General features: G+C 62.1%; 26 protein-coding genes. 12 read left to right on the top strand and 14 right to left on the bottom strand.

Annotated elements, in window-relative coordinates:
• Positions 1 to 181: 181 nt before the first annotated feature.
• From ACZ3GY_RS15965 to ACZ3GY_RS15980, 4 genes are all read right to left on the bottom strand, one after another.
• Complete coding sequence (locus ACZ3GY_RS15965; RefSeq protein WP_465911055.1) at positions 182 to 2,023, bottom strand: amidohydrolase; 1,842 nt, start codon at positions 2,021 to 2,023, stop codon at positions 182 to 184.
• A gap of 148 nt (positions 2,024 to 2,171) precedes the next feature.
• Positions 2,172 to 2,990, bottom strand: a complete 819-nt coding sequence (locus ACZ3GY_RS15970) for an alpha/beta fold hydrolase (RefSeq protein ID WP_465910973.1) — start codon at positions 2,988 to 2,990, stop codon at positions 2,172 to 2,174.
• Between the two features lie 37 nt (positions 2,991 to 3,027).
• Complete coding sequence (locus tag ACZ3GY_RS15975; protein WP_463562191.1) at positions 3,028 to 3,591, bottom strand: antibiotic biosynthesis monooxygenase; 564 nt, start codon at positions 3,589 to 3,591, stop codon at positions 3,028 to 3,030.
• 268 nt (positions 3,592 to 3,859) lie between these two features.
• Positions 3,860 to 4,249: a DUF3592 domain-containing protein gene (locus tag ACZ3GY_RS15980; RefSeq protein WP_465910975.1), complete on the bottom strand. Its 390-nt coding sequence runs from the start codon at positions 4,247 to 4,249 to the stop codon at positions 3,860 to 3,862.
• Between the two features lie 219 nt (positions 4,250 to 4,468).
• On the opposite strand from ACZ3GY_RS15980, the gene ACZ3GY_RS15985 reads away from it, so the two are divergent.
• The 3 genes from ACZ3GY_RS15985 to ACZ3GY_RS15995 all read left to right on the top strand — a co-directional run bounded on the left by ACZ3GY_RS15985 (position 4,469) and on the right by ACZ3GY_RS15995 (position 6,249).
• Positions 4,469 to 4,831 carry an RcnB family protein gene (locus ACZ3GY_RS15985; protein ID WP_465910976.1) on the top strand — a complete coding sequence of 121 codons (363 nt, stop codon included), beginning with the start codon at positions 4,469 to 4,471 and terminating at the stop codon, positions 4,829 to 4,831.
• 119 nt (positions 4,832 to 4,950) lie between these two features.
• Positions 4,951 to 5,394: a hypothetical protein gene (locus ACZ3GY_RS15990; RefSeq protein ID WP_465910977.1), complete on the top strand. Its 444-nt coding sequence runs from the start codon at positions 4,951 to 4,953 to the stop codon at positions 5,392 to 5,394.
• Between the two features lie 195 nt (positions 5,395 to 5,589).
• Positions 5,590 to 6,249, top strand: coding sequence for a DedA family protein (locus ACZ3GY_RS15995; RefSeq protein WP_463562195.1), 660 nt, complete (start codon positions 5,590 to 5,592; stop codon positions 6,247 to 6,249).
• A 66-nt stretch (positions 6,250 to 6,315) separates the two neighbouring features.
• Here ACZ3GY_RS15995 and ACZ3GY_RS16000 read toward each other — a convergent pair whose 3' ends face one another.
• From ACZ3GY_RS16000 to ACZ3GY_RS16010, 3 genes are read right to left on the bottom strand one after another with little or no spacing between them, the layout of a single operon-like run.
• The gene (locus ACZ3GY_RS16000) at positions 6,316 to 7,767 is read right to left on the bottom strand and encodes an AdeC/AdeK/OprM family multidrug efflux complex outer membrane factor (RefSeq protein ID WP_465910979.1); all 1,452 of its coding nucleotides are present in this window, start codon (positions 7,765 to 7,767) and stop codon (positions 6,316 to 6,318) included.
• Positions 7,764 to 10,907 (bottom strand): efflux RND transporter permease subunit, encoded by a 3,144-nt coding sequence (locus ACZ3GY_RS16005; RefSeq protein WP_463562197.1) that lies wholly within the window; start codon positions 10,905 to 10,907, stop codon positions 7,764 to 7,766. The genes ACZ3GY_RS16000 and ACZ3GY_RS16005 overlap by 4 nt, the downstream gene beginning before the upstream one ends.
• A gap of 14 nt (positions 10,908 to 10,921) precedes the next feature.
• The gene (locus tag ACZ3GY_RS16010) at positions 10,922 to 12,067 is read right to left on the bottom strand and encodes an efflux RND transporter periplasmic adaptor subunit (protein WP_463562198.1); all 1,146 of its coding nucleotides are present in this window, start codon (positions 12,065 to 12,067) and stop codon (positions 10,922 to 10,924) included.
• Positions 12,068 to 12,267: 200 nt separating this feature from the next.
• Between ACZ3GY_RS16010 and ACZ3GY_RS16015 the strand changes: the two genes are divergently transcribed.
• The 3 genes from ACZ3GY_RS16015 (at position 12,268) to ACZ3GY_RS16025 (ending at position 14,446) form a co-directional block, all read left to right on the top strand.
• Positions 12,268 to 12,903 (top strand): TetR family transcriptional regulator, encoded by a 636-nt coding sequence (locus ACZ3GY_RS16015; protein WP_463562199.1) that lies wholly within the window; start codon positions 12,268 to 12,270, stop codon positions 12,901 to 12,903.
• A gap of 157 nt (positions 12,904 to 13,060) precedes the next feature.
• Complete coding sequence (locus tag ACZ3GY_RS16020; RefSeq protein WP_465910983.1) at positions 13,061 to 13,906, top strand: EamA family transporter; 846 nt, start codon at positions 13,061 to 13,063, stop codon at positions 13,904 to 13,906.
• Between the two features lie 57 nt (positions 13,907 to 13,963).
• Positions 13,964 to 14,446, top strand: a complete 483-nt coding sequence (locus tag ACZ3GY_RS16025; protein WP_463562201.1) for an LEA/WHy family protein — start codon at positions 13,964 to 13,966, stop codon at positions 14,444 to 14,446.
• Here ACZ3GY_RS16025 and ACZ3GY_RS16030 read toward each other — a convergent pair.
• Positions 14,439 to 15,332 (bottom strand): YihY/virulence factor BrkB family protein, encoded by an 894-nt coding sequence (locus ACZ3GY_RS16030; protein ID WP_463562202.1) that lies wholly within the window; start codon positions 15,330 to 15,332, stop codon positions 14,439 to 14,441. The genes ACZ3GY_RS16025 and ACZ3GY_RS16030 overlap by 8 nt on opposite strands.
• Before the next feature lie 228 nt (positions 15,333 to 15,560).
• Here ACZ3GY_RS16030 and ACZ3GY_RS16035 point away from each other — a divergent pair, with 228 nt between their 5' ends.
• Together ACZ3GY_RS16035 and ACZ3GY_RS16040 are read left to right on the top strand one after the other, a co-directional pair.
• Positions 15,561 to 15,965 carry a RidA family protein gene (locus tag ACZ3GY_RS16035; protein WP_465910986.1) on the top strand — a complete coding sequence of 135 codons (405 nt, stop codon included), beginning with the start codon at positions 15,561 to 15,563 and terminating at the stop codon, positions 15,963 to 15,965.
• A gap of 77 nt (positions 15,966 to 16,042) precedes the next feature.
• The gene (locus ACZ3GY_RS16040; protein ID WP_463562204.1) at positions 16,043 to 16,381 is read left to right on the top strand and encodes a zinc ribbon domain-containing protein YjdM; all 339 of its coding nucleotides are present in this window, start codon (positions 16,043 to 16,045) and stop codon (positions 16,379 to 16,381) included.
• A gap of 29 nt (positions 16,382 to 16,410) precedes the next feature.
• On the opposite strand, the gene ACZ3GY_RS16045 is transcribed toward ACZ3GY_RS16040, so the two are convergent.
• Positions 16,411 to 17,208, bottom strand: a complete 798-nt coding sequence (locus ACZ3GY_RS16045) for a hypothetical protein (protein ID WP_463562205.1) — start codon at positions 17,206 to 17,208, stop codon at positions 16,411 to 16,413.
• Between the two features lie 300 nt (positions 17,209 to 17,508).
• Here ACZ3GY_RS16045 and ACZ3GY_RS16050 point away from each other — a divergent pair, with 300 nt between their 5' ends.
• On the top strand, positions 17,509 to 18,426 hold the full coding sequence (locus ACZ3GY_RS16050; protein ID WP_465910988.1) for an ABC transporter substrate-binding protein: 918 nt from the start codon (positions 17,509 to 17,511) through the stop codon (positions 18,424 to 18,426).
• Between the two features lie 30 nt (positions 18,427 to 18,456).
• Here ACZ3GY_RS16050 and ACZ3GY_RS16055 read toward each other — a convergent pair whose 3' ends face one another.
• Together ACZ3GY_RS16055 and can are read right to left on the bottom strand one after the other, a co-directional pair.
• Positions 18,457 to 19,383 (bottom strand): DMT family transporter, encoded by a 927-nt coding sequence (locus ACZ3GY_RS16055; RefSeq protein ID WP_465910990.1) that lies wholly within the window; start codon positions 19,381 to 19,383, stop codon positions 18,457 to 18,459.
• Positions 19,380 to 20,021 carry a carbonate dehydratase gene (gene can / locus ACZ3GY_RS16060; RefSeq protein WP_465910991.1) on the bottom strand — a complete coding sequence of 214 codons (642 nt, stop codon included), beginning with the start codon at positions 20,019 to 20,021 and terminating at the stop codon, positions 19,380 to 19,382. The genes ACZ3GY_RS16055 and can overlap by 4 nt, the downstream gene beginning before the upstream one ends.
• A 174-nt stretch (positions 20,022 to 20,195) precedes the next feature.
• Between can and ACZ3GY_RS16065 the strand changes: the two genes are divergently transcribed.
• Complete coding sequence (locus tag ACZ3GY_RS16065) at positions 20,196 to 20,471, top strand: hypothetical protein (RefSeq protein ID WP_465910992.1); 276 nt, start codon at positions 20,196 to 20,198, stop codon at positions 20,469 to 20,471.
• 1 nt (position 20,472) lies between these two features.
• On the opposite strand, the gene rimI is transcribed toward ACZ3GY_RS16065, so the two are convergent.
• The 3 genes from rimI to ACZ3GY_RS16080 form a co-directional block, all read right to left on the bottom strand.
• A complete protein-coding gene (rimI, locus tag ACZ3GY_RS16070) occupies positions 20,473 to 20,925 on the bottom strand; it encodes a ribosomal protein S18-alanine N-acetyltransferase (RefSeq protein ID WP_463565934.1) in 453 nt (150 codons plus the stop codon).
• Entirely contained in the window at positions 20,925 to 21,728 is an 804-nt protein-coding gene (locus ACZ3GY_RS16075; RefSeq protein ID WP_465910994.1) for an energy transducer TonB, read from the bottom strand. Before ACZ3GY_RS16075 ends, rimI begins: the two co-directional genes overlap by 1 nt.
• An 86-nt stretch (positions 21,729 to 21,814) precedes the next feature.
• Entirely contained in the window at positions 21,815 to 22,708 is an 894-nt protein-coding gene (locus tag ACZ3GY_RS16080; RefSeq protein WP_465910995.1) for a LysR family transcriptional regulator, read from the bottom strand.
• 105 nt (positions 22,709 to 22,813) lie between these two features.
• On the opposite strand from ACZ3GY_RS16080, the gene ACZ3GY_RS16085 reads away from it, so the two are divergent.
• Positions 22,814 to 24,163, top strand: coding sequence for an acyclic terpene utilization AtuA family protein (locus tag ACZ3GY_RS16085; RefSeq protein ID WP_465910997.1), 1,350 nt, complete (start codon positions 22,814 to 22,816; stop codon positions 24,161 to 24,163).
• Positions 24,163 to 24,483: an AtuA-related protein gene (locus tag ACZ3GY_RS16090; protein WP_465910998.1), complete on the top strand. Its 321-nt coding sequence runs from the start codon at positions 24,163 to 24,165 to the stop codon at positions 24,481 to 24,483. The genes ACZ3GY_RS16085 and ACZ3GY_RS16090 overlap by 1 nt, the downstream gene beginning before the upstream one ends.
• The last annotated feature ends 49 nt before the right edge of the window (positions 24,484 to 24,532 follow it).

Below are 24,532 nucleotides of genomic sequence, written 5' to 3' on the forward strand. Positions count from 1 at the left end.
AACCCACCAGCGCTTTCGCGGGCAAGCCCGCTCCTACAAACCCAGTAGGGTGGATGACGCCTCACCCATCCACCGGAGCCGCGAGCGTGTGGTGGATGAAAAAAGCGTCGGCTACGCGCCCCGATCCACCCTGCGGCGCGCACCACTACCTGCCGATCACAGTGCGATCAGGTGGAAGGCGTCAGAACGCAAAACACGAACACCCAAAGGCGCCCCAGAAGCCGGCGTAGTCGCTGATCGGCACCTTGCTCTGCCGCGCCCGCTCATGGCTGTGGGCATGTACCGCGCAGGAGCCGATGCACTGGTGCACGGCAGCCTGCAGAGGGGCCGACGGCTTCCAGTGCCCAGGTACCTTGGCCACCGGCGACCATTCCGGCAGTACCGGCAGCGGCGGGTTGCCGAGCGTGTCGAACTCACCCGCACCGTAGACGACCTTGCCGCCAACCACGGTGAGTACCGACTCGAGGTGCTTGATGGCTTCTTCGGTCACGCTGAAGTAATCCGCCGAGAGCACCGCCACGTCGGCTAGTTGCCCGACCTTGATCTGGCCTTTCTTGCCCTGCTCGCTGGAGAACCAGGCGCTGCCCTGGGTGAACAGTTGCAGCGCAACGGCGCGAGACAAGCCTTCGGGATACAGCGCGGTGCCGCCCACGGTCTTGCCGCTGACCAGCCAATACAGCGAAGTCCAGGGGTTGTAGCTGGCCACGCGGGTGGCGTCGGTACCGGCACCGACCGGCACGCCTTCGGCGAGCATGCGTTTGATCGGCGGCGTGGCTTCGGCGGCCTTGGCGCCGTAGCGGTCGACGAAGTACTCACCCTGGAAGGCCATGCGGTGCTGGATGGCGATGCCGCCACCCAGCGCCCGAACCCGTTCGATGTTGCGCGGGGTGATGGTTTCCGCGTGGTCGAAGAACCACGGCAGGCCGTTGAACGGAATGTCGCGGTTGACCTTCTCGAACACGTCGAGCATGCGCGAGATGGATTCGTCATAGGTGGCGTGCAGGCGGAACGGCCAGCGGTGCTCGACCAGGTGGCGCACCACCGGTTCGAGATCGGCCTCCATGCCGGCCGGAAGATCCGGGCGCGGCTCGAGGAAATCTTCGAAGTCGGCAGCGGAGAACGCCAGCATCTCGCCCGCGCCGTTGTGGCGGAAGTAGTCGGTGCCCTGGCCGTAGGTAACGGTCTTCGTCCATTTCTGGAAGTCGGCCAGTTCTTCCTTGGGCTTTTGGGTAAACAGGTTGTAGGCGATGCGCACGGTGAGCTGGTCGGAGTCGGCCAGTTGCTGAATCACCTGGTAGTCGTCCGGGTAGTTCTGGTAACCGCCGCCGGCATCGATGGCGCTGGTCAGGCCCAGGCGGTTGAGTTCGCGCATGAACTGGCGCGTCGAGTTGACCTGGTATTCCAGTGGCAGCGCTGGCCCTTTCGACAGCGTCGAGTAGAGGATCATGGCGTTGGGGCGGGCGATCAGCATGCCGGTCGGGTCGCCGTTACTGTCACGCTGGATCTCGCCACCGGGCGGATTCGGCGTGTCCTTGGTGTAGCCGACCACACGCAGTGCGGCGCGGTTGAGCAAGGCACGGTCGTAGAGGTGCAGCAGGAACACCGGGGTGTCCGGCGCCGCCTGGTTGATCTCGGCCAGGGTCGGCATGCGCTTTTCAGCGAACTGGAATTCGTTCCAGCCGCCAACCACGCGTACCCACTGCGGCGTGGGGGTGCGATCCGCCTGGTTCTTGAGCATGCGCAGGGCATCGGCCAGGGACGGCACGCCCTCCCAGCGCAGCTCCAGGTTGTAGTTCAGGCCACCACGAATCAGGTGCAGGTGCGAGTCGTTGAGGCCGGGAATCGCGGTGCGCTTGTTCAGGTCGATGACCTTGCTGCCTGCGCCCTTGGTAGCCATGGCTTCGGCGTCGCTACCCACGGCGATGAAGCGGCCGTTCTTGATGGCGACTGCGGTGGCGTGCGGCCGCTCGGGGTCGACGGTGTGGAATTTACCGTTGAGCAGGATCAGGTCAGCGTCGTTCATGTTCGCTCCGAATGCGTAGCCGGCGCGACCGGCGAAAGGTAAGGCAGACCAGAGCGCGCCAGCGGCGCCAAGCAGGCTGCCGGCAGCGACGACCTGGCGGCGCTTGGGATCTTTGGGATCTGAAGTCATGGCTGGGCGCTCCGGGTGATCAGCGGGACACGAAGGCCAGTAGGTCTTCGTTGAGGCGTTGCTGGTGGGTCACGGCGAAACCGTGGGGCGCGCCCTCGTACACCTTCAGCTCGGAGCCCTCGATCATCTGCGCGGCAAGCCGGCCGGTGGTCTCGAACGGCACGATGGCGTCGGCGTCGCCGTGAATCACCAGGGTCGGCACATCGACCTTGGCCAGGTCGGCACGGAAGTCGGTTTGCGAGAATGCGGTGACGCAATCCACGGTGCCCTTGAGCGATGCCAGCAGGGCGATATTGAGGGTCTGGCTGAGCACGCCATCAGAGACCTGCTGGCCCTTGTCGATGCCATAGAAAGGCGTGGCGAAATCAGCGATGAACTGCGCGCGATCCTTGAGCAGACCGGCCTTGATGCCGGCGAATACCGACTCATCGACACCCTCGGAAAAATCCGCTGCCTTGCCGAAGATCGGCGTGACCGCACCGAGCAGCGCCAGCTTGGCGACCCGCGACGTACCGTGGCGACCGATGTAACGGCTGACGTCGCCGCCGCCCATGGAGAAACCGACCAGAGTCACCTCACGCAGGTCAAGGTGCTCGATCAGTTCATGGATGTCGTCGGCGAAGGTGTCGTAGTCGTAGCCTGTCCACGGCTGGCTGGAGCGCCCGAAACCACGGCGGTCGAAGGCGATGGTGCGATAGCCGCGGTTGCTCAGGTACTCCATCTGGTATTCCCACATGTCCGCGTCCAGCGGCCAGCCATGACTGAACAGCACGGGCTTGCCGCTGCCCCAATCCTTGAAATAGATCTCGGTGCCGTCGCGGGTCGTGAAAGTGCTCATGGGCGTGTCCTCTCGGGTATCGCAATGGATGGGGAAATCAACGGGCGCTCAGCCAACCCGCGCAGCAGCGGGTGACCACCGGCATAATCCAGAACACCACCGGCACGACGATGCACAGGGTGATCAGCAGGTTGCTCGCTACCACTCCACCCAGGGCCGGGTACTGCTGGAACAACGGCAGCCACAATTGCGGGATGAGCATGGTCAGCGGGCAGATGACCAGATAGGTCAGTACCGCCTGCTTCCACTTCGGTGGCTGCGGCGCCTGGGCGTGTTCGGGGGTGAACCAGAATTCATGATCGCGGCTGACCTGGGTCTGGTCGCCGCCTTCGAGCAGTGGCAATACCTCGTCGATCAGCAGGCGCCGGCGGTCGGAGGCGATCCACTCATCCAGCTGCCAGCTTTCGGCAAAACGCAGGACGGTGGTGAAGGTGTCGCTCTGGCCGTCCGAACGGATCACGTTCACGCCCAGGTGACCACTCTGCTGCTCGGCGGCCGTCAGGGCACGCTTGAGCCAGGCCTCATAGGCCGGCACATGACCGGGGCGCACCTTGTGCTGGATGACCAAGGTCACCACGTCGCTGGGTTGAACGGCAGTCATGATCACCGGCCTCCTGCCAGATACACGCAGCCAAGCCACGCACTGAGACGCTCGAAGGCGGATGACGACGCGCGGAGCAACGGCTTCAAGGGCATCTCCCGTAGCGAAATCGACGAAACGCATGGCCATGCAAGGGCCAGCGACGTGACAAGTGACGGGCGCTCAGGCGCACGACGACCGTGCAGCCACTATGCCGCCGGGGTCGGCTTATCGATTGGACGTATGTGCTGAATCGTCGCAGGCCGAGGGGATCGGCCGGAGGGAGTGGTTACTGCAGCACCAGCTCGACGAGCAGGAACAGACCGGCGATGCTCAACAGCAGCACGCCCAGCCAAAAGAACGAAGCGCCGCGCTGCACCGGGGTGTCGATCACCGCACGCTTGGGAAAAGCAGGGTCGTAGCGAACCGGTACCGCATCGCCTTTTCGATAGTGGCGCCAGCTGCTCATGCTGCTCTCGTGCATGTGCAGCTTGCCGTGTTCGTCGCGCCATTCGAAACGCGGATAGCGGCTCGAAGTGCTGAGCCCCAACTCGCTGGCGATGATTCGCCCCTGAACCTGTAGCCAATCCTGGCTGGCGCGGCGACGGGACATGCCAATGCCCACCAGCACAGCACCGACGCAACCGAAGACCAGGGCGAGAAACACGGAAACAGGCATGATTGACTCGAATAGCTGAACGTCAACAATAGGCGCACTAGCGCAGCGAAGGTTCATGGAGAAACAGCACCGTTCGGCGGTTGTATGATCTCCCTCTTGCCGTATGTAACACCGCACGTCCGAAATATTCGGCCGCAGACTGCACCTGAAAATTTAGGTTGAGTTTTCTGCAACCTCCTCCTGTCCATAATCATGGACACGGATTAAGGAGAGTCACCGATGAAAACCACGCCTACCCTCAGCGTTTTGCTTGGCACTTTGATGGTCGCCGGCCTTGCCCACGCGGCCGATCCGGCAGAGCAGGAACCGGCCCGTGAGGTCTATCAGGAGCAGGTGCTCAAGCAGCAACCTGATCAGGAAGACCCGCAAGCCAAGGATCCAATGCACATTGGTGATCTCAAGGAAGGCACCCCCGCGCCACACAAATACTGGCGTGACGATTACGCCATCAAGGATCTGAAAAAGCACGACCTGCCCGAGCCGGAAGACAAGGAACAGGAGCACTGGGTGAAGATCGGTACCGACTACGTGTTGCTGAATAAAGACACCGGTACTATCCAGCGCATCATCAAGGCCAAGTAACCGCTCTAGCGCAGCATGCAGATACGCAAAAAAGCTTATTAGCTGCGCGGAAGTGGCTATTATTCACGGACGTTTCGGCCATGCGCACGTGTCGGCCTTTTCTCTTCTAGAGATGGATGATGAAAGCTCACTTTAGTAAAGCTTACAGCCCGCGCAACGAGCTGATGCTGGGTGCCGTGGCTGTAGCCGTAGGCGCTGTGTTGGCCTATGGAGGGGCGCTTCTGTTCGCCATGCTGCGCCCTGAGCCACAGCCGGCGGCGCCGCAAGCCATCGCAGTGCCAAACATTGCTGCGCGCACGACGCCGATCACTGTCGAAGCACCTGCTGTGGGTGAAGATCCCTGGTGGCGGGGCGACGCTGCGTTTTGGCAGGATCAGGCACGCCTGAACAGCGCGGCTGTGGCACCTCAGTACCGCGACTTGCAGTTCGCCTGGTCCGAGAAGATGGCGGCCAATGCCAAACAGCGTGCCTTGCAGGATGCAACGGGCAGCGAATCACTCGCCGTACCGGCCAAAGAAGCACAAAACACCGAGTTGCACATTACCGCGCCCCTGCGCCGCTGATTGCTGCGCCCCCTCCCTACTTCCTAGTCTTTCGTCGCCGCGCCCCTGTTCGACGGAACGCTTGTGCTAAGCACGGCTCAAACGACTGCCTGAACCCGTGTAGCACGCGCCTTTGCACGCTGACGCGAGCATAATGCCGCCCCCAAGCAGCCCGCCCCTGAACGCGCCGGGCCGCGCATATCGTTGGAGCCCTCGATGGAATTCATTCACCTGGTTATCGATTTCATCCTGCATATCGACCAACACCTGGCGGCCCTGACCGCCCAATACGGCACCTGGATCTACGCGATCCTGTTCCTGATCATTTTTTGCGAAACCGGCCTGGTGGTCACCCCCTTCCTGCCAGGCGACTCGCTGCTGTTCGTGGCCGGCGCCATCGCCGTACACGGCACCATGAACGTGCACCTGCTGGTGCTGTTGCTGATCACCGCAGCGATCCTCGGCGACGCACTGAACTACACCATCGGCCGCTTCATGGGCCAAAAGCTGTTCAGCAACCCAGACTCGAAAATCTTTCGCCGCAGCCACCTGGAAGTCACCCAGAACTTCTACGCACGGCACGGCGGCAAGACCATCATCCTCGCGCGCTTCGTGCCCATCGTGCGTACCTTCGCGCCCTTCGTCGCCGGCATGGGCCGCATGAACTACGCCCACTTCGCCGCCTACAATGTGGTCGGCGCGATTCTCTGGGTGACCCTGTTTACCTACGGCGGCTACTTCTTCGGCAACCTGCCGGCGGTGCAGAGCAATCTGCATTACTTGATCATCGGCATCATCGTGGTCTCGATCCTGCCGGGCGTGATCCAACTGATCCGCCACAAGATGAACCGTTCGCCCCGTGTGCAGACGCCGTAACCGGCGAATCGCGGATATGAAAAAGCCCCGGAATTCCGGGGCTTTTTTTGGCCTGGCCGCAGTGAATCAGGATTGCGGTGCAGCGACTGGCGCAGGTGCTGCCTGGGTACGTTCGTTCCAGCCACCACCGAGTGCCTTGTACAGGTTGACCTCGCTGGTGAGCTGCGACAGACGCACACCGATCAGCTCTTGCTGCGCGCTGAACAGCTGGCGCTGGGCGTCGAGCAGAGTCAGGTAGCTGTCCACCCCGGTACGGAAGCGGCGATCGGCGAGGTCGTAGTAGTTCTCGGAGGTTTCTACCAGGCTGCGCTGAGCCTGCAGTTGCTCCTCAAAGGTGCCACGAGCGGCCAGGCCGTCGGAAACTTCCTGGAAGGCGGTCTGGATCGCTTTCTCGTAGCTCGCCACCTGGATGTTCTTCTGGATCTCGGCATAGTCGAGGTTGGCGCGCAGACGCCCGGCCGTGAAGATCGGCAGGTTGATCTGTGGCTGGAACAACCAGGTACCCGAACCGCCATCGAACAGCCCCGACAGCTGGCTGCTGGCGGTGCCGGCGTTGGCGGTCAGGCTGATGCTCGGGAAGAAAGCGGCACGCGCGGCGCCAATGCTGGCATTGGCAGCGAGCAGTTCACGCTCGGCCTGCAGCACATCGGGACGACGCTGCAGCAGATCGGACGGCAGACCCGCCGGCACATCGGCCAGCAGTTGCTTGTCCAGGCCTTCCCCCTTAGGCAGATCGGCCGGTACCGGGCCACCCAGCAACACGCCCAGAGCGTTGCGATCCTGGGCGACCAGGCGGGTGTACTGCGCCAGGTTGGCCTGGGCGGTCTGCACCGAGGTGCGCGACTGGCTCAGGGCCAGTGCATCGGTCACGCCGACGTCGAAGCTGCGCTGGGTCAATTCCAGGCTGCGCTGGAAGGTTCCCAGGGTGTCACGCGTCAGTTTCAGCAGCGCCTCGTCGGCCTGCAGGGTCAGGTAGGCGTTGGCCACACTGGCGATCAGGCTGATCTGCGTGCTGCGCTGCGCTTCTTCAGTGGCGAAGTATTGCTGCAGGGTCTGTTCGTTGAGGCTGCGCAGGCGACCGAAGAAGTCGACTTCCCAGGCATTCACACCAACGGTCGCACTGTACTGGCCGCCAACGGTGGAGCGACCGGTCTGCGATAGATCGGCCGGCGTACGTTGACGGGTACCGCTGCCGTCTGCCGAGATGTTGGGGAACAGCTCGGAGCGCTGGATGCGGTACTGCGCGCGATACGCCTCAACGTTCAACGCGGCGACACGTAGATCGCGGTTGTTGTTCAAAGAGGCTTCCACCAGACGCTGCAGCGCCGGGTCACGCAGGAACTCGCGCCAGCCGAGATCGGCCGCGGCGACCGAGCCCTGCACGGTGCTGCCCTCGTAAGCCTGGCCCTGAGGCCAGGCACCTTCGACTGGCGCCCCGGGGCGCTGGTAGTCGGGGATCATGCTGCAGCCGCTGAGCACGATGCTCGCGACTGCCAGAGACAACAGGGACTGCCTCACAGGCCGGCCTCCTTCTCGTTGGTTTCTTTGACGCTCTTGTCCTTGAACATGGAGCTGACCACCACATAGAACAGCGGAATCCAGAAGATCGCCAGAACCGCCGCAGTCAGCATGCCGCCGATCACGCCCGTACCGATGGCGTGCTTGCTACCGGCACCGGCACCGCTGGAAATCGCCAGCGGAACCACACCGAGGATGAACGCCAGGGAAGTCATGATGATCGGGCGCAGACGCATGCGGCACGCCTCCACTGCAGCTTCAAGATGGCTCATACCCTGTTCGTGCAAGGACTTGGCGAACTCGACGATGAGAATCGCGTTACGCGCTGACAAACCGATGGTCGTGATCAACCCCACCTGGAAGAAGACGTCGTTCGACAGCCCGCGCCCCAAGGTGAACAGCAGCGCACCGATGATGCCCAGCGGAACCACCAATATCACCGAGAACGGAATTGACCAGCTTTCGTACAGGGCTGCCAGAGCCAGGAACACGACCAGCAACGACAGTGCATAGAGTGCCAGCGTTTGCGAGCCCGCCAGGCGCTCCTCGTACGACTGTCCCGTCCAGGCGAAACCGACACCCTGCGGCAACTCGGCAGCAATCCGCTCGACCTCGGCCATGGCCTCACCCGAGCTGTGTCCTGGTGCTGGCGTACCGAGAATCTCGATACCGCTCACCCCGTTATAGCGCGACAGTTTGGGCGAACCATAGGTCCACTCGCCAGAAGCGAAGGCGCTGAACGGCACCATCTGGCCCTGGTCATTACGCACGTGCCATTTATCCAGGTCCTCGGGGTTCATCCGCGAAGAACTCTCGCCCTGCAGATACACCTTCTTGACGCGACCGTGATCGATGAAGTCATTGACGTAACTGCCACCCCAGCCAATCTGCAGGGTGCTGTTCACGTCTGACAACGACACGCCCAGAGTGCGCACCTTCTCGTCGTCGATCAGCAGCTTGTACTGCGGTTCGTCGAGCAGGCCGTTGGCCCGCACGGCGCTGAGCACCGAGCTCTGGTTGGCCAGTTGCAGGAACTTGTCGCGCGCTTCGTTCAGGGTCGCCTGACCGACGCCGGCACGATCCTGCAGGAACAGGTTGAAACCGGTAGCGTTACCCAGCTCCATTACCGCTGGCGGGGCGAAGGCGAAGACCATGGCATCGCGGAACTCACCACCGAAGAATCGGCCCTGAGCACGCTGCGCGAGGTCGAATACGCTGGTGCCTGCGGCGGTACGCTCGGACCATGGCTTGAGCATGATGAACGCCATACCCGAACTCTGCCCACGGCCGGCGAAGTTGAAACCGGTCACGGTGAATACCGAGTTGACCACATCCTTCTCATCCTCGAGCAAGTACTTGCGCATGTCGTCGACGACGGCCTGGGTACGCTCGGCGCTGGAGCCGGACGGGGTTTGTACCTGGGCGAACAGAACGCCCTGATCTTCCTCGGGCAGAAATGCCGACGGGATCAGGGTGAACAGCCAGATCATCGCCCCGACGATCACCGCGTAGATGATCAGGAACGGTGCCTTGCGCTTGACCACACTGCGCACACCACGCTCGTAGCTGTTAACACTGCGCTCGAAGGTGCGGTTGAACCAGCCGAAGAAACCGCGCTTCTCGTGATGATCGCCCTTGGCGATGGGTTTGAGCATGGTGGCGCACAGCGCCGGGGTGAAGATCAGTGCAAGAATTACCGAGAGCACCATGGCCGAAACGATGGTGATGGAGAATTGCCGGTAGATAACCCCCACCGAGCCGCCGAAGAAGGCCATCGGCAGCAATACCGCCGACAGCACCACGCCGATGCCCACCAGTGCGCCCTGAATCTGGCCCATGGATTTACGCGTTGCCTCGAGCGGCGAGAGCCCCTCTTCGCGCATCACCCGCTCGACGTTTTCCACCACCACGATGGCATCGTCCACCAGCAGGCCAATGGCCAGAATCATGGCGAACATGGTCAGAGTGTTGATGCTGTAGCCGAATACCGCGAGTACGCCGAAGGTACCCAGCAGAACCACCGGTACGGCGAGGGTCGGAATCAGCGTGGCACGGAAGTTCTGCAGGAACAGATACATGACCAGGAAGACCAGCACGAACGCTTCGATCAGGGTCATGATCACGCCGTGAATCGACTCTTTCACCACTGGAGTAGAGTCGTATGGCATGACCACCTCCATGCCTGCCGGGAAGAAGGGTTTCAGCTCATCGATCGTGGCGCGGATCGCATTGGCGGTATCCAGCGCGTTGGCGCCGGAAGCCAGCTTGATCGCCAGGCCGGATGCCGCGTTGCCATTGAACTGCGCACGGATGTTGTAGTTCTCACCGCCCAACTCGACCTTGGCCACATCGCCAAGCCGCACCTGGGAACCGTCACGGTTGACCTTGAGCAGAATATCGCGGAACTGCTCGGGCGTTTGCAGACGGGTCTTGCCGATGATGGTGGCATTGAGTTGCTGACCAGGGCTGGCCGGTAGTCCACCGAACTGACCGGAGGATATCTGCACGTTCTGCGCCTGCACGGCGGTACGTACGTCGACCGGGGTCAGTTGAAAGTTGTTGAGCTTGGCGGGATCCAACCAGATACGCATGGCGTACTGGGCACCGAACACCTGAAAGTCACCGACACCCGAGGTACGGGAGATCGGATCCTGCATGTTGGCGACGATGTAGTTGGACAGATCCTGATTGGTCATGCTGCCATCGGTGGACACTACACCGATTACCAGCAGGAAGTTACGTACCGACTTGGTGACGCGCAGACCCTGCTGTTGCACTTCCTGGGGCAGCAATGGCGTTGCCAGCTGCAACTTGTTCTGTACCTGAACCTGGGCGATATCCGGGTTGGTGCCCTGGTTGAAGGTAACGATGATCTCCATGCTGCCGTCGGAGTTGCTCGCCGAACTGATGTAACGCAGCCCGTCGATACCGTTCATTTGCTGCTCGATCACCTGCACCACGGTGTCCTGCACGGTTTGTGCAGAAGCACCCGGGTAGTTGACCTGGATGCTCACGGCCGGGGCCGCAATACTCGGGTACTGGTTGACCGGCAATTTGAGAATGGACAGACCGCCCGCCAGCATGATCACCAGCGCGATCACCCAGGCAAAAATCGGCCTGTCGATGAAGAAATTCGACATCGTGTAATCGCTCCTTAGCGGTTGTCAGCCTGGTCGGAAGCCGACGCCTGCTGCGGTTCAGCGACATTCTTCGCTTCGGTGGTCTTCACCTCGGCACCTGGCTGCACGAACTGCAGACCTTCGGTGATCAGCTTGTCACCGGCGTTCAGGCCTTCACGAACGACCCAGCGATTGCCTGCGGTACGCTCGGCCTTGAGTTGACGCAGCTCGACCTTGTTTTCCGCATTGACCACCAGTGCGGTCGGATCACCCTTGGGATTGCGCGTTACACCTTGCTGCGGGGCGAGGATGGCTTGTTGATTGACCCCGGCGGCCAGCCGCGCATGCACGAACATGCCGGGCAGCAGATTGTGATCCGGGTTGGGGAACACGGCGCGCAAGGTGACCGAACCAGTGCCCTCGTCGACTGACACTTCGGAGAATTCCAGGGTGCCTTCATGCTCGTAGGTGCTGCCGTCTTCCAAGCGCAGTTGAACCTTGGCGGCATTTTCACCGACCTTTTGCAGCTGGCCACTTTCCAGGTCGCGGCGCAGGCGCAGCAGATCCTTGCTTGGCTGGGTCACATCGACGTAGATCGGATCGAGCTGCTGGATGGTCGCCATGGCGTTGGTCTGGCCGTTGCTGACCAAAGCACCTTCGGTCACCACAGAGCGACCAACCTGACCGGCGATTGGCGCCAGCACCTTGGTGTAACGCACATTGATGCGGGCCTGCTCCAGTGACGCCTCGGCCTGCAGGCGCGCGGCCTGGGCTTCGTCATAGGCTTGGCGGCTCACGGCCTGATCAGCGACCAGATCCTTGTAACGCTCGGCCAGCGACTTGGCGGATGCCAGGGTGGCCTGAGCGCTCTTGGCAGCAGCCTCATAGACCGACGCATCGATCTGATACAGCTGCTGGCCAGCTTTGACTTCCGAGCCTTCCTTGAACAGGCGCTTCTGGATGATGCCATCGACCTGCGGGCGCACCTCGGCAATTCGGTACGCAGCGGTGCGGCCCGGCAATTCGGTGGTCAGGGTGTAGGGTTCGGCCTGCAGCGTGACAATGCCCACAGTAGGCGCTTGGCGGGGCGGCGGCGCGGCATCGTCGCTGCAACCAGCGAGCGTCAGCGTGGCCAGAGCGATAGCGGAAACCATAGCGGCGAAGGCTGGCTTCTTCTGCATCTGAAAGAACCTCATTGTCATATTGATTCGAGCCGTACGGGCGGTACCTAGGCAGATAGCCGAGGTGGATAGTAGGAATAGACGGCAAATATACTTACATCCGAGAATGTTTGTAAACGCATCTTTTATGTAACACTGTGGACGCCTGAGACCCTGCACCAGGGTTTTCATCCACTTTTTCGACCGTGGAAACTGCCCAAATGGCGAGACGCACCAAAGAGGAAGCCGAAGAAACCCGTACGCACATTCTTGATGCGGCCGAGCGGGTGTTCTATGCCAAAGGCGTATCCAGCACTTCGCTGGCCGATATCGCGACCTCGGCCGGTGTGACACGCGGCGCCATCTACTGGCACTTCCAGAACAAGGTCGACGTATTCCAGGCCATGCTCGATCGCCTCATGCTGCCCCAGGAAGAGCTGGCCCGCGCCTGCGAAAGCGAGGACGAGCCCGATCCGTTGGGCAGCATGCGCAAGCTGTTGGTGCAGCTACTCCTGCGCATGTACAGCGACGCCCAGTGCCGCCGGGTTGGAGAAATCCTGCAATACAAATGCGAATACACCGCTGAACTCGGCGACCTGCGCCAACAGATGCAAACATTCAACCAAGATTGCGATCAGCGCATTGCAAAGACGTTACGCAATGCCGTGAACCGCGGCCAACTGCCTGCCGATCTGGACTGCCAGCGTGCGGCCATCTGTCTGCACGCCTATATGGATGGCATCCAGGCACACTGGTTGCTCAACCCCGAGGCCTATGACCTTGGCGCCCATGCTCATGCCATGGTGGAAGCGATGATCGACATGCTGCAGTACAGCAAGGCCCTACGCAGCGCCTGACCCTAGCAAGCGGCTGTGCTGCTCCAAGACGTTCTGGGCATACTCTACCAACGTCGGCAGTGTTTACATTCATGCCACCAGTCAACACAGCGGCAATAGGCTACCGCCGCGCCCAAGCGGCTTGACTCACCGCCAAACCTGCGCAAAAGGATGGCCCATGTCAGCACGCACGCTGCTCCTCACTGCCGTTGCCATGCTCGCCTTCGCGGGCAACTCTCTGCTCTGCCGTCTGGCCTTGAAAACCACGCAGATCGACCCCGCCACCTTTACCAGCCTGCGCCTGCTCAGCGGCGCATTGATGCTGACGCTGCTCTTGCGCCTGCGCCACAGCGGCGCTCCCGTCGGAGGCAGTTGGTATGGCGCCGCCGCTCTGTTCATCTATGCGGCGGCGTTTTCCTTTGCTTACGTCAGCCTGGATGCCGGCACAGGCGCCCTGCTGCTGTTCGGCGCGGTGCAGATCAGCATGTTGCTGTGGGGCTGGCGGCAGGGTGAACGACCAAGCCCGGTGAGCCTTGCCGGTTTGCTGCTGGCCTTCGCCGGGCTGCTGGTACTGCTGCTACCCGGCGCCAGTGCACCCGCACTTGTTCCCTCGTTGCTGATGCTGTTCGCGGGCGCGGCATGGGGCGCTTACTCGCTAATGGGGCGCGGTGCCAGCGATGCACTCGCCGCCACTACAGGCAACTTCCTGCGTTGCGTGCCCGTCGCCGTGCTGCTCAGCCTGGTACTGATCAACAGCGCCAGCTGGGACATGCCCGGCGCTCTCTATGCCCTGGCCTCCGGCGCCCTGGCGTCCGGCCTCGGTTATGCGATCTGGTACACGGCCATCAGCGAGCTCAAGGCCATTCAGGCGGCCACCGTGCAACTGAGCGTGCCGATCATCACCGCCCTGGCTGGCAGCCTGCTCCTCGGCGAAGCACTGAGCCTGCGCTTGAGCTTGAGTTCACTGGCCGTACTGGGCGGAATCGCGCTGGTGCTTGGCGCCAAGCAGCGGGCAAAGGTCTGAGTCGAACGGTGCCATGCGCGGTCACAACTGCATGATCGATTACCCTCGGAGAACGCCATGCGCTTCGTAGCACCCCTGCGCCATCTGACCACCCTGTTTCTAGTCGTGGCTCTCACCGCCTGCGCCAGTTGGGCGCCGCGCGACCCGCTGCATATCGACCTGGTCGGCCTCGAGCCACTGCCAGGTGAAGGCCTGGAAGTGCGTTTTGCGGTGAAACTGCGGGTTCAGAACCCCAACGAAAGCGCCATTGATTTCAATGGCGTGTCGCTGCAGCTGGATATCAATGATCAGCCCCTGGCCCGGGGCGTCAGTGACCAGAGCGGCCAGGTACCGCGTTTCGGCGAGACCGTGATCAGCGTGCCGGTCACCATCTCCGCCTACTCGGTGTTCCGTCAGGCCTGGGGCGCCAGTGTCTATCAACCTGGCCAAAGCCTGCCGTATCAACTACGCGGCAAACTCGCCGACGGCCTGTTCGGTACCCGCCGTTTCAGCGACAGCGGGCAACTGACCTGGCCGACGGCACAGCCCACCGTCAGGTAGTGGGCTCGTTTTCCGGCAGGATTTCCTTGTCGCCCGGCTTCTTGCCTTCTTTCGAGAAATGCTCGATCACGGCATTCAGTTCGGCGCCGAACAACAGCACCGCACAGGAGATATGCAGGTACAGCAGGAAGATGATGATCGCCCCGATACTGCCGTAGGTGGCGTTGTAATTGGCGAAGTTCTGCGCGTAATAGGCGAAGCCCACCGACGCGGCGATCCACACCACCACCGCCAGCACCGAGCCCGGCGTGATGAAGCGAAAGCGTTGCTCGACATCCGGCGCCACGAAGTACACCACCGCCACGACGATCATCAGCAGGGAAATCGCCACCGGCCAGCGCAGCCAGTTCCAAAGGGTGACGACGATCTGCTCGATGCCAATCTGCTGCGCCAGCCAGCTCATCACCTGCGGGCCGAGCACCATCAGTGCGGCAGCGGTGAGCAGCGCGGCGGCAATACCGATGGTGTAGAGCAGCGACAGGGGAATACGCTTCCAGGGCTTGCGCCCCTCTTTCACGCCATAGGCCTTGTTCATCGCATCCATGGTCGAGCGCACTGCTGACGATGCTGTCCACAGCGCAACCACGATACCGATCGAGAACAGACCAGCCTTCTGGGTCTGCAACTGATCGATGACCGGGTTGACCAGTTCTACCGTCGATAACGGCAGCACCAGCTCCGCCTGCTGTCGCAGCCAATCGAAGAACGGTTGCATATCCAGTAGGCTGATCAGTGCGACTAGGAACAACAGGAAGGGAAACAGCGAAAAGAACATCTGGAAGGCCAGGGCCGACGCGTAGGTGGGTAGCTCGTCCTCGATGAAGTCGCTTACCGTCTTCTTCATCACCTGAAACAGGCTGACACCCTCTAACTTGGGTAAAAACATAGCGCCTCCACTGGCTATGCCGAACCGCCCGCTCGCGGCCCGGTGAATCATCAACAGGTGCAACTCCCGATCCCGGATCAAAGGGCTGCTAACGGTTGGAGGTGGCGAACCCGGCATGAGTTCGGGTTATCCATACCCGCATCGTACAACTGGCAACAACTCTCGAATTATCCGATGGTGAAGTCTGCCCTAGACTGCCTGGCCGTTTTTCTAGCCTTGGAGGCATTGATGCACAGGCAGACACTGAACCCGGATTCGGTATTCGACACCCTGCAATATGGTTTCAGCCAGGCGGTGATTAGCCAGGGCGGACGGCGCATTCACCTGTCCGGACAGATCGGGGTGGATGCTCAGGAACGCCTGGTCGGCGAAGACCTGGCCAGTCAGACCCATGCGACCCTGGACAACGTTCGCAAGATCCTTGAACACGCTGGCGGCAGCATGACGAACGTATTGATGCTGCGCATCTATATCGCGGCTGTAGCCCGCAACGAGCAAGCCTGCATCGTTGATGCACTGCGCGAGTTCTTCCCCGAGCGACCTCCCGCAACATCCTGGATCGTGGTCAGCGGCCTTTCGGAGCCCGAGTGGCTGATCGAAATCGAAGCCGAGGCGCTGCTCCCGGACGCCTGAAGCGCCGATCCACCGGCTGGCGATAAAACCCTATATAATCTGCGGCCTTTTTATCATTGGTCTCAGAAGGATCCTCCGTGAGCACGCTGCCACCCTGCCCCGCCTGCAACTCCGAATACACCTACGAAGACGGCACCCAACTGGTCTGCCCGGAATGCGCCCACGAGTGGTCGGCCAATGCCGGCGAGGCGGCCGATGACACCAAGGTGATCAAGGATTCGGTCGGCAATGTCCTGCAGGATGGTGACACCATCACCGTGATTAAGGATCTCAAGGTCAAGGGCTCGTCGTTGGTGGTCAAGGTCGGTACCAAGGTCAAGGGCATCCGCCTGGTCGATGGCGACCACGATATCGACTGCAAGATCGACGGTATCGGCGCGATGAAGCTCAAGTCCGAGTTCGTCAGAAAGGTCTGATCCTAAGCGCTCGCCACGCAGGCGAGTGCTTACTGCACTGGCAGGAAGTTCAGGAACATCAGGCTGTGGGCGTAATTCACGCCGATACGCCGGTAGCGCTCGTCGAGTACGTCGCTGAGGTAATCCAGGCGCGCGACGATCTTGCCGAACTCCACGGCGAAGCTCAGGTTGCGCCCCTGCTCGGACAGCTCGTTGGACAACAGCAACGGATTGCCCTGGGCATCACGCCGGGTCGCCAGCAGCCAGGTGGCCTTCTCGATATTGCGCGCAGCGTTGTGCACGAACTGCGCGTCGATGGTGTCGGTGATGTAGAACTGGGTGTTGCCGCCATGGGCGGTGACCAGCATGCTGCCGATGGCATAGATGAAAGCGCCGACCCTGTCCCCCTGAAACTCCGGGCTCAGCGCGTAGCTGAGGGCGACGATGTCCTGCCTACCGTCCAGTGCGGCTGGCGGCCTGCCCTGCTCGATAGCCTGCTGTACCGCACGCTGGGTGGCCTCGCGATCACCCAGACCACTCTTGCGCCACTCCCGCGGATTACGCTGGTAGAGCTTGCCCATCAGGCGGTAAAGGCTGTTCAGGTTGTTGCGCATACCGATGGTGGCAAGGCGGTCTGAATGCGTCTGGAACAGTTCGCTGGGCGCAGCAGGCGAGCTGTTGCTGAGGAAGGCGCGGTTATCCTGGTTGCGGGCGCAGCCACTCAGAAAAAGCGCCAGCGCCAGCACTATCAGTGCGTGCCAGCGGGCATTGCGCTGAGACACGAAAAACGCCGCCAGCGCAGCGACGGTATTGAGTTTGAAAGCTCGAGAGGCGTGCGAGTAATCCATTAACTCACGATCCATCCTTCCGCAGATGACATAACACTAGCAAGGTTTTGCCGTTATGCCCGTTACGGCGCTGCGTTCGAGACGCACGCCAGCCAACGGCATAGACCTGCGAACATCGTGCAAAGTTTTCCGACGCCGCAAATTAGCCTTACAAAGACCACGGTCAAAGGCTTTCAGCGCGTACGTTTGCAATCTTTACCCGTTGAGAAAGCTTCTCGATCAGCCGTGAGTGCTATGTTCCCCGCCCTGAAGATTTCGGCATATCAGCCGAGATCCAGCACGCCAAGGAGCATCATTGAGGTGAAGAAGGTCACTCTGTTTACACTGCTGGCCATGGCCATTGCCGGCTGCAGCCACGACACCCAGCAACGTGCCAATACCGTCAGCGTCGCCCGAGCTGGTGGGCAGGTCGATGTCGCTCGCGACCCGCAGCGGGTCGTCAGCTACGATTACGGCAGCTACGACACGCTGATCGCCCTCGGCGTTGGTGATCGCGTGGTGGCGACTCCCGCCAATGTGCCGCCCTACCTGGCGGACAAGGCCGGTGAGTTGCGCGATGCCGGCGGCATGAAGACCCCGGACGTGAACACGGTGCGTGCCCTGCAGCCGCAACTGATCCTGATCACCGGGCGTCAGGGCGAAAGCCGCGACGCCCTGCAGCAGGTGGCACCGACGCTGGACATGGGCATCACCGCGGGGGATTACTTCGCGGGTGTGGCCCACAACGTCGAGCTGCTCGGGCAGATCTTCGACAAGTCCACCGAAGCGCAACAGGCGCTCGCCACACTGCGCAGCAAAGCCGACAAGGCGCGCCAAGTCGTCGCCTCGTCAGACAAGCGCACCTTGGTGTTGACCCACAATGATGGCCGTTTCTCGCCGACCGAGCAGCCAGTGATCTATTCGCTGCTGCAGGCCCAACGCACCCTGCCCGCTCCGCCCCCTCAGGCAGCGGATGCACCCCGCCAGCGCCCGCAGCCGATGACCGTGGAGACCATCGCCGCCGCCAATCCGCAAGTGATCTTCATCATTGATCGCAGCGCCGCCATTGGCGCAACACCGCTGGACGTCGCCACCCTGGCTCACTCACCACTGGCCAGTACACCAGCAGCCCAGGCCAAACGTATCGTCTACCTGGATCCGGCACTGTGGTACCTCTCCGGCGGCGGCCTGCAGAGCCTGGATCTGCAGATCGACCAAGTGCTGGCGGCTTATCGCTGAGCAATCGGGTGGGCTGGGCGACGATCCACTTCAGCTCACCGCTTGCTGCGAACGCTTCGGCAAGGTCGCCAGCAGCAGGCCAGCGAAGATCATCGCGCCACCGGCCCAGTGGAACAGCAGCAACGCCTCTCCCAGCAAGATCCAGCCGAGAATGGCAGTGAACACCGGCATCAGGTAATTGCCCATGGCGGCCGTCGATGCACCGAGCACTTTCACCCCGTTGTTCCACCCCAAGTAGGCCAGCAGCGAAGCGAATATCGCGGTGTACGCGATGGCCGCCAAGTTAGCAGGCGTCGCCAGCACTTGAGCGCCCGTGGAGAGTTCGTAGAGGTACAGCGGCAAGATTAGTGGCACACCCAGCAGCATGAAGATGCCGAGCAGCGCCAACGGTGGGATCGGCGCCAGGTAATGGCGCCAGCGCCGCAGCAACACGGTGTAGAGCGCCCAGTCGAGCACCGCCAGCAGCATGATCAGATCGCCACGGTTGAACGCCAGCCCGGCCAGTATCTGCCAGTCACCCCGACAGATCAGCACCAACAACCCCAACACTGCCAGCGCCATGCCCCACCAGGCACGCCGCGCCGGCCACTCGCCAAGCAGCAGCCCGGCGAAGATGAAGGTCATCAACGGGATGCAGGTGTTGACCAAGGTGATATTGATCGCCGCAGTGGTCTGCGCTGCGCTGTACAGGAAGGTGTTGTAACCGGCGATACCAAACGCGGCGATGATCAACAAGCGCCAGCTGGCATGCCGCAAGGCGGCGCGGTGGCGCCACAAGGGCAGTGCCACGAAGGGCAGCACGAGCACCAGCGCCAGGCTCCAGCGCCAGAACGCCAGGGTAAAGGGCGGAATTTCACCGGCGAAGGCCCGAGCCACCAGCGCATTGCCGGCCCAGCACAGCACGGCCACGAGAACACCGGCAATGGCCAGGTTGCGCGAAGCAGCAGGCGTACTCATGGCTGCAGCGGGCGCAGGCGGTACTGCTCGGGCAGTTGTTCGGCAGCGCTGACGGTAACGTCGAGATCTTTCCAGCGTCCATCTTTCAAGCCATAGATGCAGCCATGAACCGACAGCGGCTGACCACGGTGCCAGGCGTTCTGGATGATGCTGGTACGGCTGACGTTACCCACCTGTTTCATCACGTTCAGCTCGCAAAGCCGGTCGACACGCGCCTCTTCGTCGGTGAGAACAGCCAGGTGCTCGTACTGCTCGTAGTAGAGATCACGGATGTTGCGCAGCCAGCCATCGATCAAACCGAATTGCGTGTCGTGCATGGCCGCACGCACACCGCCGCAACCGTAATGACCGGTGACCAGGATATGCCGAACCTTGAGCACGTCGACCGCGTACTGGATCACCGAGAGGCAATTCAGATCCGTATGCAGCACGACGTTTGCCACATTACGGTGCACGAACAACTCGCCGGGGAGCAGCCCGACGATGTCATTGGCTGGCACGCGGGCGTCCGAACAGCCGATCCACAAATACTCCGGCGTCTGCTGTCGAGCCAGGCGGGGAAAGAAGTCCGGGTCATTCTGGGTGATCGTTTCAGCCCAGCGCTCATTGTTGTCGAACAGGTGCTTGAGGTCGCTCATGCCAGCGGCTCCCGGAAAAGGTCGATGCGCACCATACGGATGCACAGCCCTTTTTGACAAGGCGATTTCCATCCACCTCGACGCTTGCCGCCAAGGGCCGACGCACGAAACGCTGAATCTTTCAGCCCGTGCGGCCGTCTACTCCGGTAGCCATCGACAGATTGGGAGTTCGTCATGACTGACAAGACAACAGCAAACAGCGCACAGGGGGTCATCGAGAAGCGGAGCGAACCACCCGTTCTTCATGATGAGGTAGAGGCGCTTTCGCCCAAGGGCTTGCGCGAAGCCGGAAGCCCGCGTGGCGACATAGTCGCCAAACAGCCTCGGAGCGAGAGCGGTAGAGCCGCTGCCCCGGATAGTGGCAAGCTGGTGCCAACATTTTTGGATGAGTACGACCTGAGCCTCGTCGATGAAGAGCGCGAGATGCGCCTTCAGACACGCCGCTGGTAGATCATTCGACCAGCGTGCAGGCCATCACCAGCGCATCTTCACGACCGCCCGGTGCCGGGTAGTAATCCCGGCGCCTGCCAATTTCATTGAAGCCGTATCGCTCGTACAGACGATAAGCAACCTGATTGCTCGAACGTAGTTCGAGAAAGCACTCCCCAGCCTTGAGCTGAGCGGCGCGCTCCATCAGTTGCTCCAGCAAGCGCAACCCCAGGCCGCGCCCCTGGCTTTCCGGTTTGACGGTAATGTTGAGTAGATGGGCTTCATCGATGATCACGTTGATCACACCGTGGCCCACCTGCTGGCTACCTTCGAACATCAGCCAGACTTCGTAAGACTTCAAACTGTCGAGAAAGATACCGCGCGTCCAAGGGTGGCTGAACGCGGCGTACTCGATCTTCAGCACAGCATCGATATCCGCTTCGGTCGCCCGGCGAAAGGAAATCGCGTCATTGATCATGCCGATGCCTCCAACCAGCGCCGGCGAACTCGCTGCATGGCCTGCCACACCTCACGCTTGCGCTGTGGCTCATCCATCAACAGTTCCAGGCCTGGAAGAGCCCAAGCGATCCCCAGCTCCTCGACCTGCAGCTCGCGGTTGTAGGCTTCGGCGTCAGCGTCGCCTGCAAAGCGAATCGCCGGCAGACCGATCAGCCACAGGCAGGCACAGGGCTCCTGCTCTTCCAGCCGCGCGCCGATGAAACTCTGCACGAAATCCAGGGCCGCTTGCGGCCCCTGATCCATATTGCCGCGCACCAGTAGTGGCCAGCGCACCGGCTCGCCAATGATCAGCGGAGCGTCCGGCAAGCCAGCGGCGCGCAGCAGATCCTTGAGCAACAGATAGGCCGGATCGCGGCTCTGGAACGGCTCGCCCGTCGGCAGCTCGACCAGCAGCGCGCAACTGCCAGCACGCAATAGCTGCAAGGAAAACCGCGGGGGCGGTGTCGGGCGTACGCGCGGCGGCACCGCACTGACCTCAGCGGCCGTTTCAGGCTCATCGGTCTTGCCTGCCGAACCTGGCTTGGGAACTTCGATGCGAGGCCGCTCGCGCACTACCTCATTACCAGCAGCCACCACCACGGGCAGTGGCGGTCGCGCTGGCGTCGGCGCCTGGGGCGCCACGACTACCTCGGGCTCTGGTTCGAAAGAAACCAGTAACTCAGGCCGCGATGGCGCCGCAAAAGGTAACTCGACACGCGGCAGCCAACTGGCCACTTGCATGGCATCCAGGTAGGCACGGCGGCGCAACTCGGTATTCAAACGTCAGGTACCTGGCACATCGACTTTCAAGGGCTGTGATTGTCGCGTGAATCGCCTGCTGGGGGTAGCCCCATCTGCATAGAGGGTTACCTGCCAGGCTTGCTAGCATGCTGCTTGAGCAGGCTGACGAAAGCCTGGGCCGGTGGGCTCAGGTAGCAGGGTTTGCGCTGCAGCACGCCAATGCCACGGGCTGGTGCAGCCGGCAGCGGGTGGACGGATAGATTGCCGTCGCTATTGAAGGTATCCACCACGCTCGCGGGTAACAACGCATAGCCCAGGCCCGCACGCGCCAATGCTGCAGCACTGCTCATGTAGGCGACCTCCCACGCCGGTTCGCGCAGCAGGCCCATGTGCTCGAGGGTCTGGTCGGCCATGGTGCGCAGGCTGGTATCCCGGGTAGTCGCCACATAGTCGAGATCTCGTAACGCGACCACCAGCTTTTCGCCACGCAGCCTGGCCAGGCCTCGCACCAGCAGCACCAGGCTGTCGTCGTAGAGGGGCTGGAAATCCAGCACACCGGGTTCGTCCGCCACCGAGGTGATGGCGAAGTCCACTTCGGCGTTGCTCACCCACTGACGGATTTCCCCGGCGCGGCCATCGCGCAGGCTGATCTCGATCCCCGGATAGCGCTGGCGATAGTCGACCAACACCCGTGGCAGCGGCTCGATGGCGACAGAGGGCAGCACGCCGATACGCAGCGAACCGCTCTGCAGATGCAACTGTTCATGGGCGTCGTGCACCGCGTTATGCATGTCGCGCAGCAGGCGGCGGGCCTGCTCGAGAAAGCGCACCCCGGCCTCAGTCAGTTCCACGCTGCGGGTGTTGCGCGCGAACAGCGACAGCCCCAGCGCCTCTTCGAGCTTGCGCAGGCTGTAGCTGAGTGCCGGTTGCGAAAGATGAATCTGCTCGGCAGCGCGACTGAAGCTGCGCTGTTCGGCGATCAGCACGAAGGCTTGAAGCTGACGAAAGCTGATGTCCATGACCACCGACTCATAAAATTAACTTATCAATTGATATCACATTTCGAATTCACAACTAAATCCAGACCCTGCACGCTGCCAGCAGACCATCGACCTGGATCAATAATGATGACAACAGTCCATATCGGTTGTGGGGCAGGTTTCGCCAATGATCGGCCCGATGCCGCCCTGGCGCTGGCCAGCGATCTGGCCACGCGCGACGGCCGCCGCTTCCTGTTCTTCGAACTGCTCGCCGAACGTACCCTGGCCGAAGCGCAGCTGCGTCGCCTGGCCGACGCTGAAAGCGGCTACGCCACCCGGCTGTTCGACTTCCTAGGGCCGGTGCTGGAGATCTGCCTGGATGCCGGCATCCCGATCATCACCAATGGCGGCGCAGCCAATCCCAGCGCCGCCGCCCGGCGCTTGCGCAAGCAACTGCAAGACGGCCGATTCGCAGCGGCGCGAATTGCCTGCGTACTGGGTGACGATCTGCTCGACTCGGGTGAAGCGCTGCAACGCTGGCTGCCGGAGACGCTCGACGGCGAGGTGGTGTCGGTCAACGTCTACACCGGTGCCGATGGCATCGTTCAGGCACTGGACGAGGGGGCCGATATCGTTCTCTGCGGTCGCGTGGCCGACCCCAGCCTGGCGGTTGGCCCGCTCCGCCATGCCTTCGGCTGGCAGGCCGAGGATTGGGATCGCATCGCCCTGGCCACCGCGGTTGGCCATTTACTCGAATGCTGCACCCAGGTCAGCGGTGGCTATTTCGCCCATCCGGGCCTCAAGGACGTGCCGGATCTGGCCAACGTCGGTTGCCCGATCGCCAGCATCCAGGCCGATGGCCGCGTGACCATCGGCAAAGCCGCCGGCACCGGTGGCTGCGTCACCGAGCGCACGGTCAAGGAGCAACTGCTCTACGAAGTTCATGACCCCGCCGCCTACCTGACCCCGGACGTGACCCTCGACCTGAGCCAGGCACGAGTCCGCCAGGTCGGCCCTGATTGTGTGCAGGTAGAAGGCGTGCGCGGTCATCCACGCCCAGCCGAACTCAAAGGGCTGATCGGTCTGCGCGGCAACTGGTTCGCCGAGGCGGAAATCTCTTATGCAGGGCCCGGTGCCCTCGCCCGCGCCGCACTGGCCCGGGACGTTCTGCTACAACGCTGCGCGCGCCTCGCGCCGCGGCTCACGCCGTGGATCGATCTGATCGGCGTCGCCAGCCTGTTCAACGATGCCCGGGGCGAGTGGCTGCAGCAGCGCCTGGCCGAAGCACGGGATCCGCAGGATGTGCGCCTGCGCATCAGCTTCGTCGACCACGACAAGGCACTGCTGGAAAACCTCCTGCTCGACGCCGAGTCGCTCTATACCAACGGCCCCGCAGGCGGTGGTGGTGTGCGCCGGCACCTGAGTGAATCCCTGGGCACGGCGAGCTTCCTGATCCCACGCACCGCGGTGCAGCAACAGGTGGAGTGGTTCTGATGAGCGACGACGTATTGCTATGCGACTACGCCCATGCCCGCGCAGGCGACAAGGGCAACATGCTCAGCGTGGCGGTGTTCGCCTATGACCCGGCGCATTACGCCTGGTTGGCGGCCGAACTGACCACGGAACGCGTTGCAAGCTGCCTGGCCCACCGCCAGATCGGCAGCGTGCGCCGTTATGAATTGCCAAACCTGGGCGGCCTCAACTTCGTGGTGGAAAACGCCCTGGAAGGTGGCGTCAATGCCAGCCCCGGCATCGACCGCCACGGTAAGAGCCTCAGCTACAGGCTGCTCGACCTGAGGCTGCCCGCTCCCTGATAACGCCAGCGCTATCAGCCTCACGACTCCAACAATAATAAAATCGGAG

It is taken from the genome of Pseudomonas sp. PME37.24/006, from assembly GCF_055556635.1.

What these genes read in the sequence shown, in the direction of transcription:
- ACZ3GY_RS16055 (WP_465910990.1), bottom strand. Translation starts at nt 19,383, where the DNA reads ATGAGTACGCCTGCTGCTTCGCGCAACCTGGCCATTGCCGGTGTTCTC.
- ACZ3GY_RS15985 (WP_465910976.1), top strand. Translation starts at nt 4,469, where the DNA reads ATGAAAACCACGCCTACCCTCAGCGTTTTGCTTGGCACTTTGATGGTC.
- ACZ3GY_RS16005 (WP_463562197.1), bottom strand. Translation starts at nt 10,907, where the DNA reads ATGTCGAATTTCTTCATCGACAGGCCGATTTTTGCCTGGGTGATCGCG.
- ACZ3GY_RS16015 (WP_463562199.1), top strand. Translation starts at nt 12,268, where the DNA reads ATGGCGAGACGCACCAAAGAGGAAGCCGAAGAAACCCGTACGCACATT.
- ACZ3GY_RS16090 (WP_465910998.1), top strand. Translation starts at nt 24,163, where the DNA reads ATGAGCGACGACGTATTGCTATGCGACTACGCCCATGCCCGCGCAGGC.
- ACZ3GY_RS15970 (WP_465910973.1), bottom strand. Translation starts at nt 2,990, where the DNA reads ATGAGCACTTTCACGACCCGCGACGGCACCGAGATCTATTTCAAGGAT.
- ACZ3GY_RS15965 (WP_465911055.1), bottom strand. Translation starts at nt 2,023, where the DNA reads ATGAACGACGCTGACCTGATCCTGCTCAACGGTAAATTCCACACCGTC.
- ACZ3GY_RS15975 (WP_463562191.1), bottom strand. Translation starts at nt 3,591, where the DNA reads ATGACTGCCGTTCAACCCAGCGACGTGGTGACCTTGGTCATCCAGCAC.
- ACZ3GY_RS15990 (WP_465910977.1), top strand. Translation starts at nt 4,951, where the DNA reads ATGAAAGCTCACTTTAGTAAAGCTTACAGCCCGCGCAACGAGCTGATG.
- ACZ3GY_RS16020 (WP_465910983.1), top strand. Translation starts at nt 13,061, where the DNA reads ATGTCAGCACGCACGCTGCTCCTCACTGCCGTTGCCATGCTCGCCTTC.
- ACZ3GY_RS16085 (WP_465910997.1), top strand. Translation starts at nt 22,814, where the DNA reads ATGATGACAACAGTCCATATCGGTTGTGGGGCAGGTTTCGCCAATGAT.
- ACZ3GY_RS15995 (WP_463562195.1), top strand. Translation starts at nt 5,590, where the DNA reads ATGGAATTCATTCACCTGGTTATCGATTTCATCCTGCATATCGACCAA.
- ACZ3GY_RS16045 (WP_463562205.1), bottom strand. Translation starts at nt 17,208, where the DNA reads ATGGATTACTCGCACGCCTCTCGAGCTTTCAAACTCAATACCGTCGCT.
- ACZ3GY_RS16080 (WP_465910995.1), bottom strand. Translation starts at nt 22,708, where the DNA reads ATGGACATCAGCTTTCGTCAGCTTCAAGCCTTCGTGCTGATCGCCGAA.
- ACZ3GY_RS16030 (WP_463562202.1), bottom strand. Translation starts at nt 15,332, where the DNA reads ATGTTTTTACCCAAGTTAGAGGGTGTCAGCCTGTTTCAGGTGATGAAG.
- ACZ3GY_RS16035 (WP_465910986.1), top strand. Translation starts at nt 15,561, where the DNA reads ATGCACAGGCAGACACTGAACCCGGATTCGGTATTCGACACCCTGCAA.
- ACZ3GY_RS16065 (WP_465910992.1), top strand. Translation starts at nt 20,196, where the DNA reads ATGACTGACAAGACAACAGCAAACAGCGCACAGGGGGTCATCGAGAAG.
- can (WP_465910991.1), bottom strand. Translation starts at nt 20,021, where the DNA reads ATGAGCGACCTCAAGCACCTGTTCGACAACAATGAGCGCTGGGCTGAA.
- ACZ3GY_RS16010 (WP_463562198.1), bottom strand. Translation starts at nt 12,067, where the DNA reads ATGCAGAAGAAGCCAGCCTTCGCCGCTATGGTTTCCGCTATCGCTCTG.
- ACZ3GY_RS16025 (WP_463562201.1), top strand. Translation starts at nt 13,964, where the DNA reads ATGCGCTTCGTAGCACCCCTGCGCCATCTGACCACCCTGTTTCTAGTC.
- ACZ3GY_RS15980 (WP_465910975.1), bottom strand. Translation starts at nt 4,249, where the DNA reads ATGCCTGTTTCCGTGTTTCTCGCCCTGGTCTTCGGTTGCGTCGGTGCT.